This is a genomic window from Candidatus Manganitrophus noduliformans, assembly GCF_012184425.1.
Classification (GTDB): Bacteria; Nitrospirota; Nitrospiria; order SBBL01; family Manganitrophaceae; genus Manganitrophus; species Manganitrophus noduliformans.
In genome coordinates this window covers 316,581-331,920 of the sequence record NZ_VTOW01000005.1, presented here as the reverse complement: position 1 = coordinate 331,920, position 15,340 = coordinate 316,581, and the positions used below count along the sequence as shown (strand labels likewise).

General features: G+C 58.3%; 16 protein-coding genes. 8 read left to right on the top strand and 8 right to left on the bottom strand.

The window, feature by feature from the left end:
* Positions 1 to 265: 265 nt before the first annotated feature.
* Positions 266 to 1,096 carry a hypothetical protein gene (locus MNODULE_RS21515; RefSeq protein ID WP_168063227.1) on the top strand — a complete coding sequence of 277 codons (831 nt, stop codon included), beginning with the start codon at positions 266 to 268 and terminating at the stop codon, positions 1,094 to 1,096.
* A 100-nt stretch (positions 1,097 to 1,196) separates the two neighbouring features.
* Here the strand turns inward: MNODULE_RS21515 and MNODULE_RS21510 are convergent, their stop codons facing one another.
* The 8 genes from MNODULE_RS21510 to MNODULE_RS21475 form a co-directional block, all read right to left on the bottom strand.
* Positions 1,197 to 1,427, bottom strand: coding sequence for a YgaP family membrane protein (locus MNODULE_RS21510; protein WP_168063226.1), 231 nt, complete (start codon positions 1,425 to 1,427; stop codon positions 1,197 to 1,199).
* A gap of 133 nt (positions 1,428 to 1,560) precedes the next feature.
* Positions 1,561 to 2,331, bottom strand: coding sequence for a hypothetical protein (locus tag MNODULE_RS21505; RefSeq protein WP_168063225.1), 771 nt, complete (start codon positions 2,329 to 2,331; stop codon positions 1,561 to 1,563).
* 79 nt (positions 2,332 to 2,410) lie between these two features.
* A complete protein-coding gene (locus MNODULE_RS21500; protein WP_168063224.1) occupies positions 2,411 to 3,460 on the bottom strand; it encodes a cytochrome-c peroxidase in 1,050 nt (349 codons plus the stop codon).
* Between the two features lie 213 nt (positions 3,461 to 3,673).
* Positions 3,674 to 3,862, bottom strand: a complete 189-nt coding sequence (locus MNODULE_RS21495) for a YgaP family membrane protein (protein ID WP_168063223.1) — start codon at positions 3,860 to 3,862, stop codon at positions 3,674 to 3,676.
* 3 nt (positions 3,863 to 3,865) lie between these two features.
* Entirely contained in the window at positions 3,866 to 7,147 is a 3,282-nt protein-coding gene (locus tag MNODULE_RS21490) for an efflux RND transporter permease subunit (RefSeq protein WP_168063222.1), read from the bottom strand.
* Positions 7,148 to 7,149: 2 nt separating this feature from the next.
* Positions 7,150 to 8,217, bottom strand: coding sequence for an efflux RND transporter periplasmic adaptor subunit (locus tag MNODULE_RS21485; RefSeq protein WP_168063221.1), 1,068 nt, complete (start codon positions 8,215 to 8,217; stop codon positions 7,150 to 7,152).
* Between the two features lie 77 nt (positions 8,218 to 8,294).
* Entirely contained in the window at positions 8,295 to 8,555 is a 261-nt protein-coding gene (locus MNODULE_RS21480; RefSeq protein WP_168063220.1) for a response regulator transcription factor, read from the bottom strand.
* Positions 8,556 to 8,684: 129 nt separating this feature from the next.
* The gene (locus MNODULE_RS21475) at positions 8,685 to 9,161 is read right to left on the bottom strand and encodes an Hsp20/alpha crystallin family protein (RefSeq protein WP_168063219.1); all 477 of its coding nucleotides are present in this window, start codon (positions 9,159 to 9,161) and stop codon (positions 8,685 to 8,687) included.
* 312 nt (positions 9,162 to 9,473) lie between these two features.
* On the opposite strand from MNODULE_RS21475, the gene MNODULE_RS21470 reads away from it, so the two are divergent.
* From MNODULE_RS21470 to MNODULE_RS21440, 7 genes are all read left to right on the top strand, one after another.
* A complete protein-coding gene (locus tag MNODULE_RS21470) occupies positions 9,474 to 9,914 on the top strand; it encodes a hemerythrin domain-containing protein (protein ID WP_168063218.1) in 441 nt (146 codons plus the stop codon).
* A gap of 30 nt (positions 9,915 to 9,944) precedes the next feature.
* Complete coding sequence (locus tag MNODULE_RS21465; protein ID WP_168063217.1) at positions 9,945 to 10,370, top strand: CBS domain-containing protein; 426 nt, start codon at positions 9,945 to 9,947, stop codon at positions 10,368 to 10,370.
* A 157-nt stretch (positions 10,371 to 10,527) separates the two neighbouring features.
* Entirely contained in the window at positions 10,528 to 11,664 is a 1,137-nt protein-coding gene (locus tag MNODULE_RS21460; RefSeq protein ID WP_168063216.1) for a 4Fe-4S dicluster domain-containing protein, read from the top strand.
* An 81-nt stretch (positions 11,665 to 11,745) separates the two neighbouring features.
* Positions 11,746 to 12,582 (top strand): FAD/NAD(P)-binding protein, encoded by an 837-nt coding sequence (locus MNODULE_RS21455; protein ID WP_168063215.1) that lies wholly within the window; start codon positions 11,746 to 11,748, stop codon positions 12,580 to 12,582.
* A gap of 114 nt (positions 12,583 to 12,696) precedes the next feature.
* Entirely contained in the window at positions 12,697 to 13,467 is a 771-nt protein-coding gene (locus MNODULE_RS21450; protein ID WP_422666768.1) for an NADH-quinone oxidoreductase subunit B family protein, read from the top strand.
* Positions 13,442 to 14,731 (top strand): Ni/Fe hydrogenase subunit alpha, encoded by a 1,290-nt coding sequence (locus MNODULE_RS21445; RefSeq protein WP_168063213.1) that lies wholly within the window; start codon positions 13,442 to 13,444, stop codon positions 14,729 to 14,731. Before MNODULE_RS21450 ends, MNODULE_RS21445 begins: the two co-directional genes overlap by 26 nt.
* Before the next feature lie 72 nt (positions 14,732 to 14,803).
* Positions 14,804 to 15,274 carry a hydrogenase maturation protease gene (locus MNODULE_RS21440; RefSeq protein ID WP_168063212.1) on the top strand — a complete coding sequence of 157 codons (471 nt, stop codon included), beginning with the start codon at positions 14,804 to 14,806 and terminating at the stop codon, positions 15,272 to 15,274.
* Positions 15,275 to 15,340: the final 66 nt, after the last annotated feature.

The following is a 15,340-nucleotide window of genomic DNA, read 5'->3' as shown; positions in this document are numbered from 1 at the left end:
CATTCATCGACAGTCTGCCTCTGGCCAAGGAGAAGATGCTCGTCGCATAAGACGATCTGACAATCAGGAGAAACCAAACATCCAGGAACCCCAACATAAAATGTCAGATCAAATCTTGGTTTTTACAAATGATGGAATCGGAACGCCGGGAGATGGAACACGAACGGGGTTCCAAGGGAGGCGGCGCCGAAAAAGGGGGCTCTCGATAAGGGCGGGGGAAAAAGGCGATCGCCTTTTCCCCCGGTTCTCTTCCAAGGAAATTGCGATGAAACGAATCGGACGGCTGCTCTCCTTGCTCATTCTGTTTTCCGGGGTGTCCTTTGCGGAATCGGCCGAGCCTATGCTCGATCTCGGCGCGGGGGGAGGATATGACGACAACCTGAACAACGCTTCGGGGGATCAAAAGGAGGGAGCGGCCTTTGCTTCGACGTGGGTCTTACTCGGCGTTTCGAAAAAGGTTTTTGAAAAAGGGAGCCTCTATCTCGACGGCGGTTATGAGGGGAGCTACTTTGCCGATTTCAGCGATCTTACCGTGAGCGCGCTCACCGCCAAGGCCGGCTTCCTCTATTCGATCACCGACACCACCCTGATCCATCTCTCCCCACGCGGGGGGGTTCGCTACTACGGCGATTCCGACCGGGATGCAACCGTTTACGGAGCCCTGATTTCGGTAAGGGATCGAATCTCTCCGGCGTTTTCCGCGAGGGCGGCCTACCGGTATACCCGGAACGACGCGGAAGAATCGGTTTTCAGCTACGATTCCCACCGGCTCGGCGTCAGCGGAGAGATCAAGGTGCGATCCGATTCCTACCTGACCTTCGGCTATGCCGCAAATTTCAGCCAAAGTCCCTTTTACCAGACGGCGACGGCGCCGACCTCACCGGGCGGGAAGGGGAAACGTCCCTCCGACACCTTCGGAACGAACCAGGTCGTTCTAAAAACGGACACGACGGCGCATATTCTGTCAGTCGATTGGGATCAGGACCTCTACAGACGGATCTACCTTCGATTGGGGTATGCCTACTCTTTTGTCGTGAGTGATCTGGAAAATTACACCGACAACTTTATTTCCGGAGGGATCGGCTACCGCTTCTAGGAAATGATCGAAATTCCTCCCTCAACTCGGGAAGAACAATAAGACAAAAAACATCACATCGACACAACAGAGAACAACACAGAGAAGCCGGGGGGAGAAATCAGTCTGTCGACTTTCTGACCCAAACCGGTCTTTTGCAGGTATTGAGGCCGAGCAGTTTGTTGAGCGGGCAGAAGCCTGTCAAGGCGGTGATGAACGCGATCGCCGCCAGCGCGAAGAAAATCCCCTTGGCGACGGCCGATCCGACGAAAAAGAGTCCAAGGGCGGCGAAAATCACCCCGAGGATCATCCGAACGGATCTGTCCGCGCCGCATACATTTCGTTCATACATGGTCGTTCCCTCCATGATGTTATTGTATTAAAAGCGCCCGGTACGATCAATGCCCGCTCCCGAGCGATTGAAGCCGGAAACGGTCCCGCTTGATCTCCTTTTCGATTGCCGGCGGCCGAATCGGGCCAGAAATTCATCGAGAGACAAGGATCGTCGTCTGATCGACGCCGGTATTCCCCGTGCGCGGGTCGTATGCATACACGGAGATTTCGTAAACCCCATCTTGAGAGACCTCCAGGGTCCCTTCAAAGGTATTCTTCTTGTTCGCATAGGTCAGGGGGAGCGGTTCGAGCGGCTTCCCGTTGCGCCGGAGGAGCGCTTTCACCTCGTACTGATCGGCATCCCAAAGCCCTCCCGGCGTGATCGGGCAGCCGCACATCATGACGATGTTGGCCCGGATCGGAATTGTTGCCTTCTCCCCTGTCAGTTTGAATCCCTCCGTAATCTGCGGGGAGAAGAGCGTGACGGCGAATCCGGGGATCTCCAAAATGATCCCATCTCCGGTCAGATCCTTCCCTGGGATCAGCCAAACCTCGGTGCTGCTCCGCGAGGTCGATTGGAGCGGCGCGGCCGGGGCCGAGACTTCGACCGTGATTCGGGTCGGACGATCGATCTCCAGGGTGGTTTCGTATTTCGCCGCGGTGGCATCGGAGAGGGGGACGCCGCGTTGGATCGGCTCGACCATCAACTTCTCGGTGTCCCCGGTCCCTCCCGAGGTGAAACCCTCTCGAAGGAGGGCGCCGGTGTCGCTCTCTCTGATCACCACCCTCGCCCCTCCCATTGAGGAGCCGATGAACTTGGCATCTTTCGACTTCGCCCGGACGATCACCTTTGTCTCAACCGCCTCCGAAACACCGGCCGTCCAAATCACGAATAGCACCGCCGCCCATAAAATTACTTTCATCGCCTCTCCTCTCTTGCTGAAGGACTTCACTTGCCGAGTGTGGAGAGATCCCGCTGAGCCCTCTCCACACCGGGCCGTTCTACTTTAGAACCGGTTTCGGAGTGGCGGACGCCGAGGTCGGAAGCACCGGCAGCTTCAAGGCCGCCTCGGGAACGGTTCCCTCCAGGGAGTGGAGGAAGGCGACGATCAGGTCGATCTCTTCCTCCGTCAAATTGATCTTCAGCTGAAGCTTTCCCATCGTCCGGACCGCTTCCCGAAGATCCCAGACCGCGCCGTCATGAAAATAAGGGGCGGTGCGGGTGACGTTTCTCCAGAGAGGGACCTTGAAGATGAAGCGGTCGGTCTCTTTCTTCGTCACGTTGAACCTTCCCGGGTCGTCGCTCGACGCGTAGGGCTCGGCGATCCCGAATTTTTGGTACTGGCCCCCTCCGGCGCCGACGCCGTTATGGCAGGCGATACACCCCTTCTGGATGACCAGTTGGAGCCCCTTCTTTTCCGCGTCGGTCAGGGCCTTTGCGTTTCCCTTCAAAAAATCGTCGAACCGCGAAGGGGTCAAGAGGGTCCGCTCGAAGGCGGCAATCGCCTTGGCGACGTTGTCGTACGTGAGCGGCTCTTTCTCCCCCGGAAAGGCTTTTTTGAAGAGGGCGACATATTCCGGAATGGAGCGCAGTCGCGCCAGGACCGACGATTCATCGGGCATCGCCATCTCCACCGGATTGAGGATCGGCCCTTTCGCTTGATCTTCCAGCGAGGCGGCGCGCCCGTCCCAGAATTGGGCGAACTGCACCCCCGCATTCAGGACCGTCGGGGAGTTTCTTCCCCCCAGCTGGCCCATGTGTCCGGGCGAGGTGGGGAGATTATCAACCCCGCCGGTGATCAGGTTATGGCAGCTGTTGCAGCTGATCGCGCCGCTCTTCGAGAGGCGCGGCTCGAAAAAAAGCATCTGCCCCAGGAGCACCTTCTCGGGGGTGGCCGGGTTATTCTCCGGCGCCGAGAGTTTCTCCGGAAGCGGCTTGAAGAAATTGCCGGCCTGCCGGATCAGGTCGGCCTCCTGTCCAAAAGCCGGCGCGGTTATCAGAAAGACCAAAACCCAAACCGAGCTAAACTGAAAGAGGATGAATCGTCTCATCTTGATTTCTCCTTTTTTGGTTTCAAGCAACCGATGATTGCTTTGCGTCCGATACCGATCGGCTCGAGCCGGGAAGCGAGGCAATCCCGGAGAGGATCACCGCTCCGCTGTTTTCCATCATCAAATAACCTGTAAAAAAGGACAATCCCCCGAAGGAGGTGTTTCCTGAGATCCGTTTTACTTTGCAGGTTCCCCGCTCGATACCCTGTTCCGTTATCCCCGAACGCCGCACTTCCTCAAGAAGAACATCATCGGGCAGGTTCCGGAAAAAGCCGACTGGACCAGGTTCGCTCCGACAAACGCGGTGAAGAGAAACCAATATGGGCTCACCCAATAACCGAGCGCCACGCTGACGAGAACAAACGTGCCGGCAATCAATCGAATCGACGCATTCACATCCATGATTCACCTCCTGACTTCTTCGGCGATGTCCCGAAGGGCCCGCATGTCGGGCTCGATCGATTCGGGAGGCGCCGCTGATTTTTCCTGGACGGTCTCCTTCCCCTTTCCCCCATAAATCGTGAAGTAGAGAAGCGGAATGACCAGGAGGGTAAAGAGGGTCGAAGCAAAAATCCCGAAGATAAACGACCAGGCGAGCCCGGAAAAGATCGGGTCCAAGGTGATGACCCACGATCCGAGCATCGCCGCCCCCGCCGTCAACAAGATCGGCCGAAGGCGGACGGCGCCGGCTTCGACGATGGCCTCGTCCGGCGACCGGCCTTCTAACTCCGCCATCTGGATGAAGTCGATCAGAATAATCGAGTTCCGGATGACGATCCCCGCCAGGGCGATCATTCCGATCATCGCCGTCGCGGTAAAAAAGATCGGGTTCTCATAGGGGCCGACGGGATTCGCAAAAAGAAGATTCAATAAATAAAAGCCGGGCATAATGCCGATCATCGTCAACGGAATCGCCGCCATCATCACGAGCGGAATCACCATGGAGCCGGTCCACGCAACCAGAAGGATGTAGATCGCCGCCAGGGCGGCGAAGAAGGCGATTCCCAGATCGCGAAACACATCGACGGTGATCTGCCACTCCCCTTCCCCGGTAAACGTCAGCGCGTATCCCCGCGGCAGCGGCCGCTCCTTGAAGCGGCGGGTCAGGTCGATGATCGCCTCCACCGGACTGCGCCCCGCCATCTCGCCGGTGACGAAATGGACCCGCTTTAAATCTTTGTGATAAATCGTTTTGTCTTCGATCGCGGTTCGAACGGAGACCAATTCGGCGAGTGGGATATTCCTTCCGTTTGGGTTTCTCATAAATATTCCGCGAAAGTCTTCGGGCCGGACCCGCCCCTCCCGCGGGAGGCGAATAACGATCGGGAGAGGATTTCGCTCGGCCGGGCGGTGGACGATCCCCGCCGGGGCCCCGCCGATCGCCGCCTGCAGGGTTCGGGCGATCTCCTCAACCGAGATCCGATGGAGCGCCGCCTTTTCGGCGTCAACGTCGAAGTGAATCTTCCCCTGGTCGGCCTCGATCCCGTCATCGACGTCGACCACCCCGGCTGTTTCGGAAAAAGCCTGCCGGACCTCTTCTACAACGGAGATCTGCTCCGCAAGGGTCGCATCGACCGGAACGGTCACCTCCGCGACCACCCCGGCGAGGACCGGCGGGCCGGGCGGCACCTCCACGATTTTGATCCGGGCCTGATGGTCTTGGGCGATCTTTTCCAGGTCGGGTCGGAGTCGAAGGGCGATCGCGTGGCTCTGGGCCACCCGCCGCTCTTTCGGGAGGAGGTTGATCCGAAGATCGGCCTGATTGGCTTGCTGTCGCAGATCGTAGTGGCGGACGAACCCGTTGAAATCGACGGGAGAGGCGGTCCCGACGTAGATCTGAACGTTCTCCACCTCCGAGACGGTCCGCAAATAGTCGGTGAAGGCGGCGGCCGCCCGGTCGGTCTCCTCCAGCGGGCTTCCCTCCGGCAGATCGATCAGCAGTTGCAGCTCGTTTTTATTGTCGAACGGGAGCATCTTCATCGGCACCCAACGCATTCCGGCCAGGAGAAAGGAGAGGGCGAGCATTGCGATCAGGGCCGCCCAAAAGAGACGCCGCCATTTTTTCCGATGAAGCAGCGGCATCATGATCCGCCGGTAGAGCCGATAGGTCCGGCTCTCTTCCAGCGGCGGGGGCGCCGCCTCCTTTTTCCCGTACTCCCCCTTGAGAAGGTGATAGGTGGCCCAGGGGGTGACCGTAAAGGCGACGACAAGCGACATCAGCATGACTACCGTGATATTGAACGGCATCGGCCGCATGTACGGCCCCATCATCCCGGTGATGAAATACATCGAGAGGAAAGAGAGGATGACGGTGAAGGTCGCCAGGATCGTCGGCGGCCGGACCTCCTCCACCGCCGCCAGCGTCGCCTGAAGCGGCGGAAGCCGCTTGAGCTTGAAGTGGCGATGGATGTTCTCGACATCGACGATCGGGTCATCGACCAGCAGACCGAGCGAAAGGATCAACGCGAAGAGGGTCACCCGGTTGATCGTGTATCCCAGGGCGTAATCGGCCAGGAGTGTGATCGCCAGGGTCATCGGGACGGCCAGCGCGACGATCAACGCCTCCCGGGGACCGAGGGCGAGTGCGATCAAAACCAGGATCGTCGCGATCGCCAAGAGGAGATGCTTGACCAGGTCGTTGACCTTCTCATCGGCGGTCTCCCCATTGTTTCTCACGACGGTGACCTGAACCTCTTCCGGAATCACCGTCCCTTTCAACGCGTCGGCCTTATGCAGAAGGGCCTCCGCGACCGAAACGGCATTCGATCCCTTCTGCTTTGCGACCGCCACCATCACCGCCGGTTGCGTGTCAACCGGTTCCTTTTCCTCCCCAGGACCGAAGCCGATGCGGGTGTAATGGGTCACCTCCTGAGGACCGTCGACGACCTCGGCGATGTCGCCGACCCGGACCGCCTTGTCTTTCTCGGCACGGATCACGGTGGCCGAAACGTCCGCCGCCGAGCGAAGGGTGCTTCCCCCTTCCAACAGGAACTGATGCCCTTCTTTTGTGAGATCTCCCAACGGGAGAGAGAGATTCGCCCCCTGAAGGGCGCGGAAGAGGTCGGAAAGGGTGAGGCCGTGCGCCGCCAGTGCGACCGGATTGATATTGATCTGGACCTGCCGGGCGCGTCCGCCGATGACAGAGACCGGTCCCGATTGCGGCACCTCTCGAAGGCGGACCGCCAGCTCCTCGGCGATTCGCCGAAGCTGATGATCGTCCAGGGCGTTGCTGTGAAGGGCGAGGGTGAGAAATGGGATGTCGTCCATCTCCCGCGGCTTGAGGACGATCCCCCGCGCGCCCGGAGGGAGTCGATCGGTGTTCGCGGAGAGCTTGTTGTAAACCTTCACCATGCTCCGCTCGCGGTCTTCGCCGACATAAAACCGAACCGTCGAGAGGGAGCGTCCCGGCCTCGAGATGGAGTAGACATTTTCGACGCCGTCGATCTCCCAAAGAAGCGACTCCACCGGCGTGGTCACCAAATGCTCGATCTCTTGGGACGACGCCCCCGGCCACTCCACCAAAAGATCGGCCATCGGGACGACGATTTGCGGCTCCTCCTCCCGCGGGGTCGCGATCAACGCGACGGCGCCGGCCAAAAACGAAGCGATGATAAAGAGGACCGATAATTTCGAGGTCAAAAAGGTCCGGACGATTTTCGATGTCCAACCGTGAGGGGTCTCTTCCATTCTTAAGCGCCCCCTTCCACAACAACCTGCTCGTTCGGCCGAAGCCCGGAGAGAATTTCGATCTCCTCCCCCGCCTCCCGCCCGGTCTGGACATGTCGGGTGATCACCCTTCCCGATTCAAGCACCCGGACCGTTTCAAGCTGACCGATCTCACGGACGGCGCGCTTCGGAACAAAGACCCCCTTCGTCGCAACGCCGGAGAGGAGCAACCGTCCGAACAGCCCGGAGCGAACCGCGGCGCCCCTCGGGAGGAGGACCTTCACCGTTACCGTCCGGGTCTCCGGATCGGCGGCCGGAATGATCTCATCGATCGTCCCCTGCATCGCCGGCAGGCCGGCGATCTCGACCGGATGGCGCTGGCCGATTTGAAGAGCTCCTTCTTCAGCGAGCGGAAGGGGCGTCTCCAGCTGAAAGAGATCGGTCGCATCGAGCGCCAGCAGCGGACGCCCCGGCGCGGCGAACTCTCCCGGTTCGACCTCCCTCCGCGTCACCCGGCCGTCGAAGGGGGCGGTCACCGTCGTAAAGTCCAAGACCACCTCCGCCGCCTCCCGCTGGCGACGGGCCGCCTCTTCCTCCGCTTGGGCCGTCTGAAAAGCCGCCTCGGCCGCCTCGAACTGCTGGGGGGCGACGACCTCCTCCACGATCAGCGTCTTCATCCTTCGGTAAGTCGCTTCCGCCTGCTTGCGGCGGGCTGTTGCTCCCGACCACGCCGCCTCGGCCTGCTTGAAACGCGCAAGGGACTCTTCCGAATCGAGGCGGACCAGGACCGTTCCTCTCTTCACAAGATCACCCTGCCGAACCGTCACCTCCACAACGCGCGCCGGAATCTGCGCCGACAGAACGGCTTTGGTTTTGGCTACGACGGTACCCGGCCAACCGGTGACGACCGGATCGGCCCTTTCTTGCGCCGGGACCGTTTTCAGGCCCGCCGCGGAGACCGGGGCGGGAATCTCACGCCCCGGAGAAACCCGCTCCCCGCTCAGCCACCCCTGCATCCAGGCCAGAAGCAGAAGCAGTCCCAATACGCCGACGCTTCCGCCGATCCACCTTGATCCGCTCCGTTGATTCATCCCCTTTCTCTCCACTATTACCCTCACTTCTTTCAGAGAAAAAACATCCCGCGTGAGACCTTGAGCTTTAAGCCTTTTTATCTATCCTCAATCGGAACGATACCCTTTTCGATCGCGTAGCGGATCATCTGAACGGTGTTTCGAAGACCGAGCTTGTTCATGATGTTGACCCGATGGTTCTCCAAGGTCTTGACCGCCACCCCGAGTTTCTTAGCGATTTCTCTGTTCTTATAACCTTGCGCCACCAACGTTAGGACTTCGATCTCTCGTTTTGTGAGCTCACGACGAAAGACGGGTGCTGAGATGATTCTTTGATGTATGCCGTTTTGATCCTTCAAGACCGCCCTCTCCTTAATCCAACGGCCCAAGGTGGATAAGAATCCCCTCCAGGGGGGGCCGTGGGAGACATCGGCCCCGCCCCTGGAGGAATCGTCTGCATCCGTCTTCCCGGATTAACCCGGACAAGTTTATGCTGCTTTTACTTCGATCGGCTTCGGGGCCGCTTTTTCCGATTTCGCCAGATGGACGCTCAAGATTCCGTCCTTAAATTCGGCGGAGACTTTTCCCTGGTCGGCGTCATCGGGAAGGGTGAAGCTTCGCTCGAAGGCGCCGTAAGAGCGCTCGATTCGATGGAATTTCTTTCCCTTCTCTTCTTTTTCCTGTTTGCGTTCTCCCTGAATCGTGAGGACCCCCTTTTCCACCGAAACCTTTACATCTTCTTTCTTGATCTCAGGAAGCTCGGCTTTGATCAGATACTCCTTTTCGCTTTCGATGATATCGACCTCCGGCACCCAGTCGATCGAGGTCAGCGCTTCCTCCCCGTTGATCCGGGTCATCGATCCCTTCCCCATCAGATCCCTCAGACGCGCCGACATCTCTTCCATCTCTCGAAACGGGTCCCAGCGTTTGATCTTTTTAAACGGTTCCCAGCGTGCCACGTCCATTTTGCACCTCCTTTTTGACGCGGGTCTTTTTTTTCTGGAGACGAAGCCCCCGCCCACTTCGCCCTGAATCATCCGGCTGACCTGTCCTTTTCCGCACCCCTTCCCGAAAGGAAGGTTGGATGACCCGCGAGTGAATCATCCGATTGATTCTCATTTTGAAATGATTCAATCGAAGAGACAATCCCCCGAAGGGGGTGTTTATCTATGTTGATGCCGCGATGTCACGTTGAAGCCACCCCTTTCGGGGGGTTGTCTTTCCCATGTGATTGCTTCAAGATGAATGAGGGTTCCGATGGAGAGGGAAGACGATCGATGAAAATAAAAGATTTCATGACGCACGATCATGAACGGCTTGAACAGATCCTGAGAGATTTTTTAAAAGCGAGGGATCAAGACGGCGTCCGCGCCCGGGAGTTGTTTAATGCGTTTAAATCCGGCGTCGAAAAGCATATGGCCTGGGAGGAAGAGATTCTCTTCCCGGCGATCGAGCGCCGGACCGGGATGCACCTCCCCGGCCCCACGGTGCTCGTCCAATCCCAACATCGGCAGATCAAAGCCCTCTTTGAGAAGATCTCGGCCCAAATCGATAAAGAAGGTGGAACCGAGGAGGTGCTCAAAGAGTTGACCGGTCTGCTGGCCCTTCACAGCCGGGAGGAAGAAAGGATTCTTTATCCCTGGATCGATGTTTCTCTCGGCAAGGAGGAGCGGGAAGCGGCGTTGGAACAGATGAAACAATGTTCGACAATGGGGTGACCCCCATTCACCCGACGGCAAGGAGGAGGTATGAAACCGTATGAAATTCCAACGATGAACGATCGGATGACTTTCAAACCGCTCTCAATCCACCCGGAAGATTCGACGGTCAAGGCGCTTGGGTTGATGTTGGATCACGAAATCCGGCATCTGCCCGTCGTGGAGGGGGACCGATTGGTCGGAATGATTTCGGATCGCGACATTCGGCAGAACTGGAGAATCACCGGAGGAGAGATGAAGGAATTCGGCGATGTCGATCAACAGATCGTCTCCGATCTGATGTCCCGTCATCCGATTTCCGTCAGGGAAGAAACCTCGATCCACGACGCCATTAAGCTGATGGTTGAACATAAGATCGGGGCGCTTCCGGTCGTTGATATCGACAACAAACTGGTCGGGATCTTCACGGAGATCGACGCCCTCCAATATTGTCTCGTTCTGATCGAGCGGTATTAGCGTCTCGGTGTAAAACAAAGGGTGACGACTCATGAGGCGCCAAGGATGGCATACCTGCTTGACTGTTTTAGCAGGAAAAGAATAGACTGACCTCGAAACCGATCCTTTCCTGGCTTGCATTTCCGGCGGCGGACCATTCCCATCATCATGGAGCAGGATGGAAACATCGGAACCGATCCCAAACCGAAAAGAAATTCTCGAAGCCGGCCACCTTCAACGCTGCTTCGATTCGCTGAAGCAATCGGGATACCGGCTCGTCGGGCCGACCCTTCAGGACGGCGCGATCGTCTACGACGAATTAACCTCCATCAACGACCTCCCGATCGGCTGGACCGATGCACAAGAAGGGGCCACCTATCGTCTGAAAAAAAGAGACGATGCCGCCTTCTTCGGCTATGCCGTCGGCCCCCATTCCTGGAAAAAATATTTCCTCCCCTCCACGAGACGCCTCTGGCGCGCCGAGCGAACAGACGGTGGTTTTCAGATTATTCCTGAAAAAGAGGAAATTCCCAAGCTTGCCTTGATCGGTGTCCGCGCCTGCGAGCTGCACGCCATCGCCATTCAAGACAAGGTTTTCCTGGAAGGGGCTTACGTCGATCCCTACTACAAGGCCCAGCGGGAGAACGTCTTCATCGTCGCCCTCAACTGTAGTGTCGCCGGCGGAACCTGTTTTTGCGTCTCGATGAAGAGCGGCCCGAAGGCGACGTTCGGGTTCGACCTTGCTCTGACGGAGGTCCTGGAAAAAGATCGGCACTACTTCGTCGTCGAGGCCGGCTCGGAGCGGGGGGAAGCCCTCCTTCGAGAAATCCCCCACGAAAAAGCGCGCGAGGAAGAAGCGGCGGCGGCCGATCGGGTCATCTCTCGCACCGCCCAACAGATGGGGCGATCCATGAAAACAGACGACGTGAAGGAACTGCTCTACAACAATCTGGAGCATCCCCGTTGGGACGATGTCGCCGCCCGCTGTCTCGCCTGCGGCAACTGCACCCTTGTCTGCCCCACCTGTTTCTGCACGACGGTCGAAGATGTCACCGATCTGACCGGAAACCAAACCGAGCGGTGGAGAAAGCTCGACTCCTGCTTTACGATGGACTTCTCTTACATTCACGGCGCCGGAAGCGTTCGATCGACCCACAAGGGCCGCTACCGTCAATGGATGACCCATAAGCTCGCCACCTGGTGGGATCAGTTCGGAACATCCGGCTGCGTCGGCTGCGGCCGCTGCATCACCTGGTGCCCCGTCGCCATCGACATCACCGAAGAGGTCCGGGCGATCCGAGGAGAAAAAGGATGAGGAGGAGATATTTACCATTTTCCATTTGTCATTGTTCATTTGTCATTTAAAAAATGGAAAATTCAAAATGGAAAATGACAAATGGTAAATGATCCCTTTCTCCCTCATCCCGCCGAGATCGCCGAAGTCCGCCGGGAAACGCCGGGGGTCTACACCTATCGTCTCCGCTTTCGAGACGAAGCGCTGAGACGGGGCTACCGTTTTCTCCCCGGCCAGTTCAACATGGTCTATGTTTTCGGCGTGGGAGAGGTGGCGATCTCGATCGTCTCCGATCCGGATGATCCCGAGTTGCTCGACCACACGATCCGGATCGTTGGAAATGTCACCGGCGCGCTGGAGCGGCTGAAGGAGGGGGATACGATCGGACTTCGAGGTCCTTACGGAAGCGCCTGGCCGCTGAAAGAGGCCGAAGGGAAAGAGGTCATCGTCGTAACCGGCGGTCTCGGCTGCGCGCCGGTCGTCTCGGTGATCAACTACATCGCCCAACGGCGGGAGCGATACGGTAAATTAAAAATCCTTCATGGGGTGAAGACACCGAAAGACCTTCTTTACCGGGAGCGGTTCCGGGCCTGGGAGCGCCATCCGAACACGGAGGTGTACCTGACCGTCGATCATCCCGACAAAGCGTGGAAGTACAACGTCGGCGTGGTGACGAATCTTTTCGATCAGGTCGAGATCGATCCCCGACATTCCATTGTCATGATGTGCGGGCCGGAGATCATGATGCGCGCCACCGCCCGAAGCCTCCTCTCCCGCGGGGTCGCCGCCGATCGGATCTACGTCTCGTTGGAGCGGAACATGAAGTGCGCCATCGCTTTTTGCGGACACTGCCAGATCGGCCCGACGTTCGTCTGCCGGGAGGGACCGGTTTACCGATATGACCGGATTCAGCCGTGGTTCGAGATGAGAGAGATTTAGGGAGAGTAAATTTGCCATTTGCCATTTACCAATTTTCATTTTCCATTTTTTAAATGACAAATGATAAATGACAAATGAACAATGGAAAATAATCCTTTGAACCTCAAACCAAAAATGGCCGTCTGGAAGTTCGCCTCCTGCGACGGCTGCCAGCTCACCCTGCTGAACTGCGAGGACGAGCTCCTTCCGATTGCCGGCGAGGTCGAGATCGTCTACTTTCGGGAGGCGACCCGCGCCGACGGAAAAGGCCCTTATGACCTCTCTCTGGTCGACGGCTCCATCACCACCCCGCGGGATGCGGCGGCGATTCAGGAGATCCGGAAGAGGTCGAAGTATCTCGTCTCGATCGGCGCTTGCGCGACGGCCGGAGGAATTCAAGCGCTTCGGAACTTCCGGGATGTGAAGGAGTTCGTCTCGATGGTCTACGCCACCCCCGCCTACATCAACACGCTGGAGAAATCGACCCCGATCGCGGCGCATGTTCCGGTCGATTACGAGCTGCGCGGCTGCCCGATCAACAAGAACCAATTGATCGAGGTGATCCGCGCCTATTTGCAGGGACGAAAACCGGTGATCCCTTCCCATTCCGTCTGCATCGACTGCAAGCGGAAGGGAAACATCTGCGTGATGGTCGCGCACGGCACCCCCTGTCTCGGACCGGTCACCCACACCGGCTGCGGCGTCCTTTGTCCCAGCTACAACCGCGGCTGCTACGGCTGCTTCGGACCGATGGAGACGCCGAACACCGGCTCGCTCAGCGAAGGGTGGCGCCGGCTCGGGACGAACGAGGCCGATCTTCTCCGCGTCTTTCGAAATTTCAACGCCGATGCCGAAGCGTTTCGCAAGGAGAGCCTGCGCCATGAAGAAAAAGACCATCCGGGTTGATCACCTCGCCCGGGTCGAAGGGGAAGGGGCGCTCACCGTCACGATCAAAGACGGTCAGGTCGTCGATGCGCAGCTTCGGATCTTCGAGCCCCCCCGCTTCTTCGAAGCGTTCCTGCGGGGCCGCAGCTTCACCGAGGCGGCCGACATCACCTCGCGGATCTGCGGCATCTGCCCCGTCGCCTATCAGATGAGCGCCGTACACGCAATGGAAGATGCCTGCGGGGTCAAAGTCGACGGTTCGCTCCGCGCACTGCGGCGGCTGATCTACTGCGGCGAGTGGATCGAAAGCCATGTCCTCCACATCTATATGCTCCATGCTCCCGACTTCCTCGGTTATGCCGGGGCGATCGAAATGGCGAAGGACCATGCCGGCATCGTTCAACGCGGGCTCCAGATCAAGAAGGCCGGGAATGCGATCATCAGCCTGATGGGAGGCCGATCGATCCACCCGATCAATGTCCGGCTCGGCGGTTTTTTCAAAACACCGACGAAGCGCGAGCTCGCCTCGCTGACCGATCGTCTGTTATGGGCGCGCGATGCCGCCGTTGAAACCGTTCGGTGGGCGGCCACCCTCCCTTTCCCCGATTACGAGCGGGACTATGAGTTCGTGGCGCTGCGCCACCCGGACGAATACCCATTCAATGAGGGCCGGTTGGTTTCGAACAAAGGATTGGATCTCTCGGTCCGGGAGTACGACGAACATTTTGAGGAGGAGCAGGTCCCCCACTCCAACGCCCTCCACTCGAAAATCCGCGGCCGCGGCGGTTACTTTGTCGGCCCGATGGCAAGATACAATCTCAATTTCGATCGCCTCTCCCCGCTCGCGCAGGAGGCGGCCCGCGCCGCCGGTTTGGGACCGGCCTGCCGGAATCCGTTTAAGGGGATCCTGATCCGGGGAGTCGAAGTGGTCTACGCCTTCGATGAAGCGTTGCGGATCATTGCCGCCTATGAAGCGCCGGAACATCCGGCCGTTCCGGTTTTGCCTCGTCCGGCGGTCGGCTATGCCGCCACCGAGGCGCCGCGCGGGACCCTCTACCATCGCTACCGGATCGACGAACAGGGGACGATCCTCGATGCGAAGATTGTCCCGCCGACCTCCCAGAATCAAAAGGTGATGGAGGACGATCTGCGCCGGGTGGTTGAGAAAGAGATCGATCTCCCCCAGGAGAAGCTGACCTGGCGATGCGAGCAGACAATTCGAAACTACGACCCCTGTATCTCCTGTTCGACCCACTTTCTTCGGCTGGAGATCAGGAGGGGATAATTTTCCATTTGCCATTTACCATTTTTTATTTTCCATTTTTGGAAATGACAAATGACCAATGGAAAATGGCAAATGGAAAATCGTCTTTCAAAGATCTTTGTCGTCGGGATCGGAAACGACTACCGTTGGGACGACGCCGCCGGACGGATCGTCGCACGGAGGCTCAAAACGGGGGCCCCTCTCAGCACCGAAATTTTTGAGGAGACCGGCGAGGGGACGTCCCTTCTGGAGGCCTGGCGGGGGGCCGAAGATGTTTTCTTGATCGATGCCGTTCAGTCGGGCGCGCCGCCGGGGACCGTTCATCGGATCGACGTGTCGACACAGCCGCTTCCGGCCTCTCTCTTCCGTCATTCGACGCATGCCTTCGGGATCGCCGAAGCGGTCGAGCTGGCCCGGGTGCTTCATCAGCTTCCTCCCCGGCTGATTATCTACGGAATTGAGGGAGAGCGGTTCGATGCAGGCGTGGGTCTCTCACCTGCAGTCGAGAAAGCGGTCGCCGAGGTGGAAGCACGGCTTCGAGAAGAGATCATTAAGAAGGGATAATTTTTCATTTACCATTTATCATTTGTCATTAAAACAAATGGAAAATGAAAATTGGAAAATGGAAAA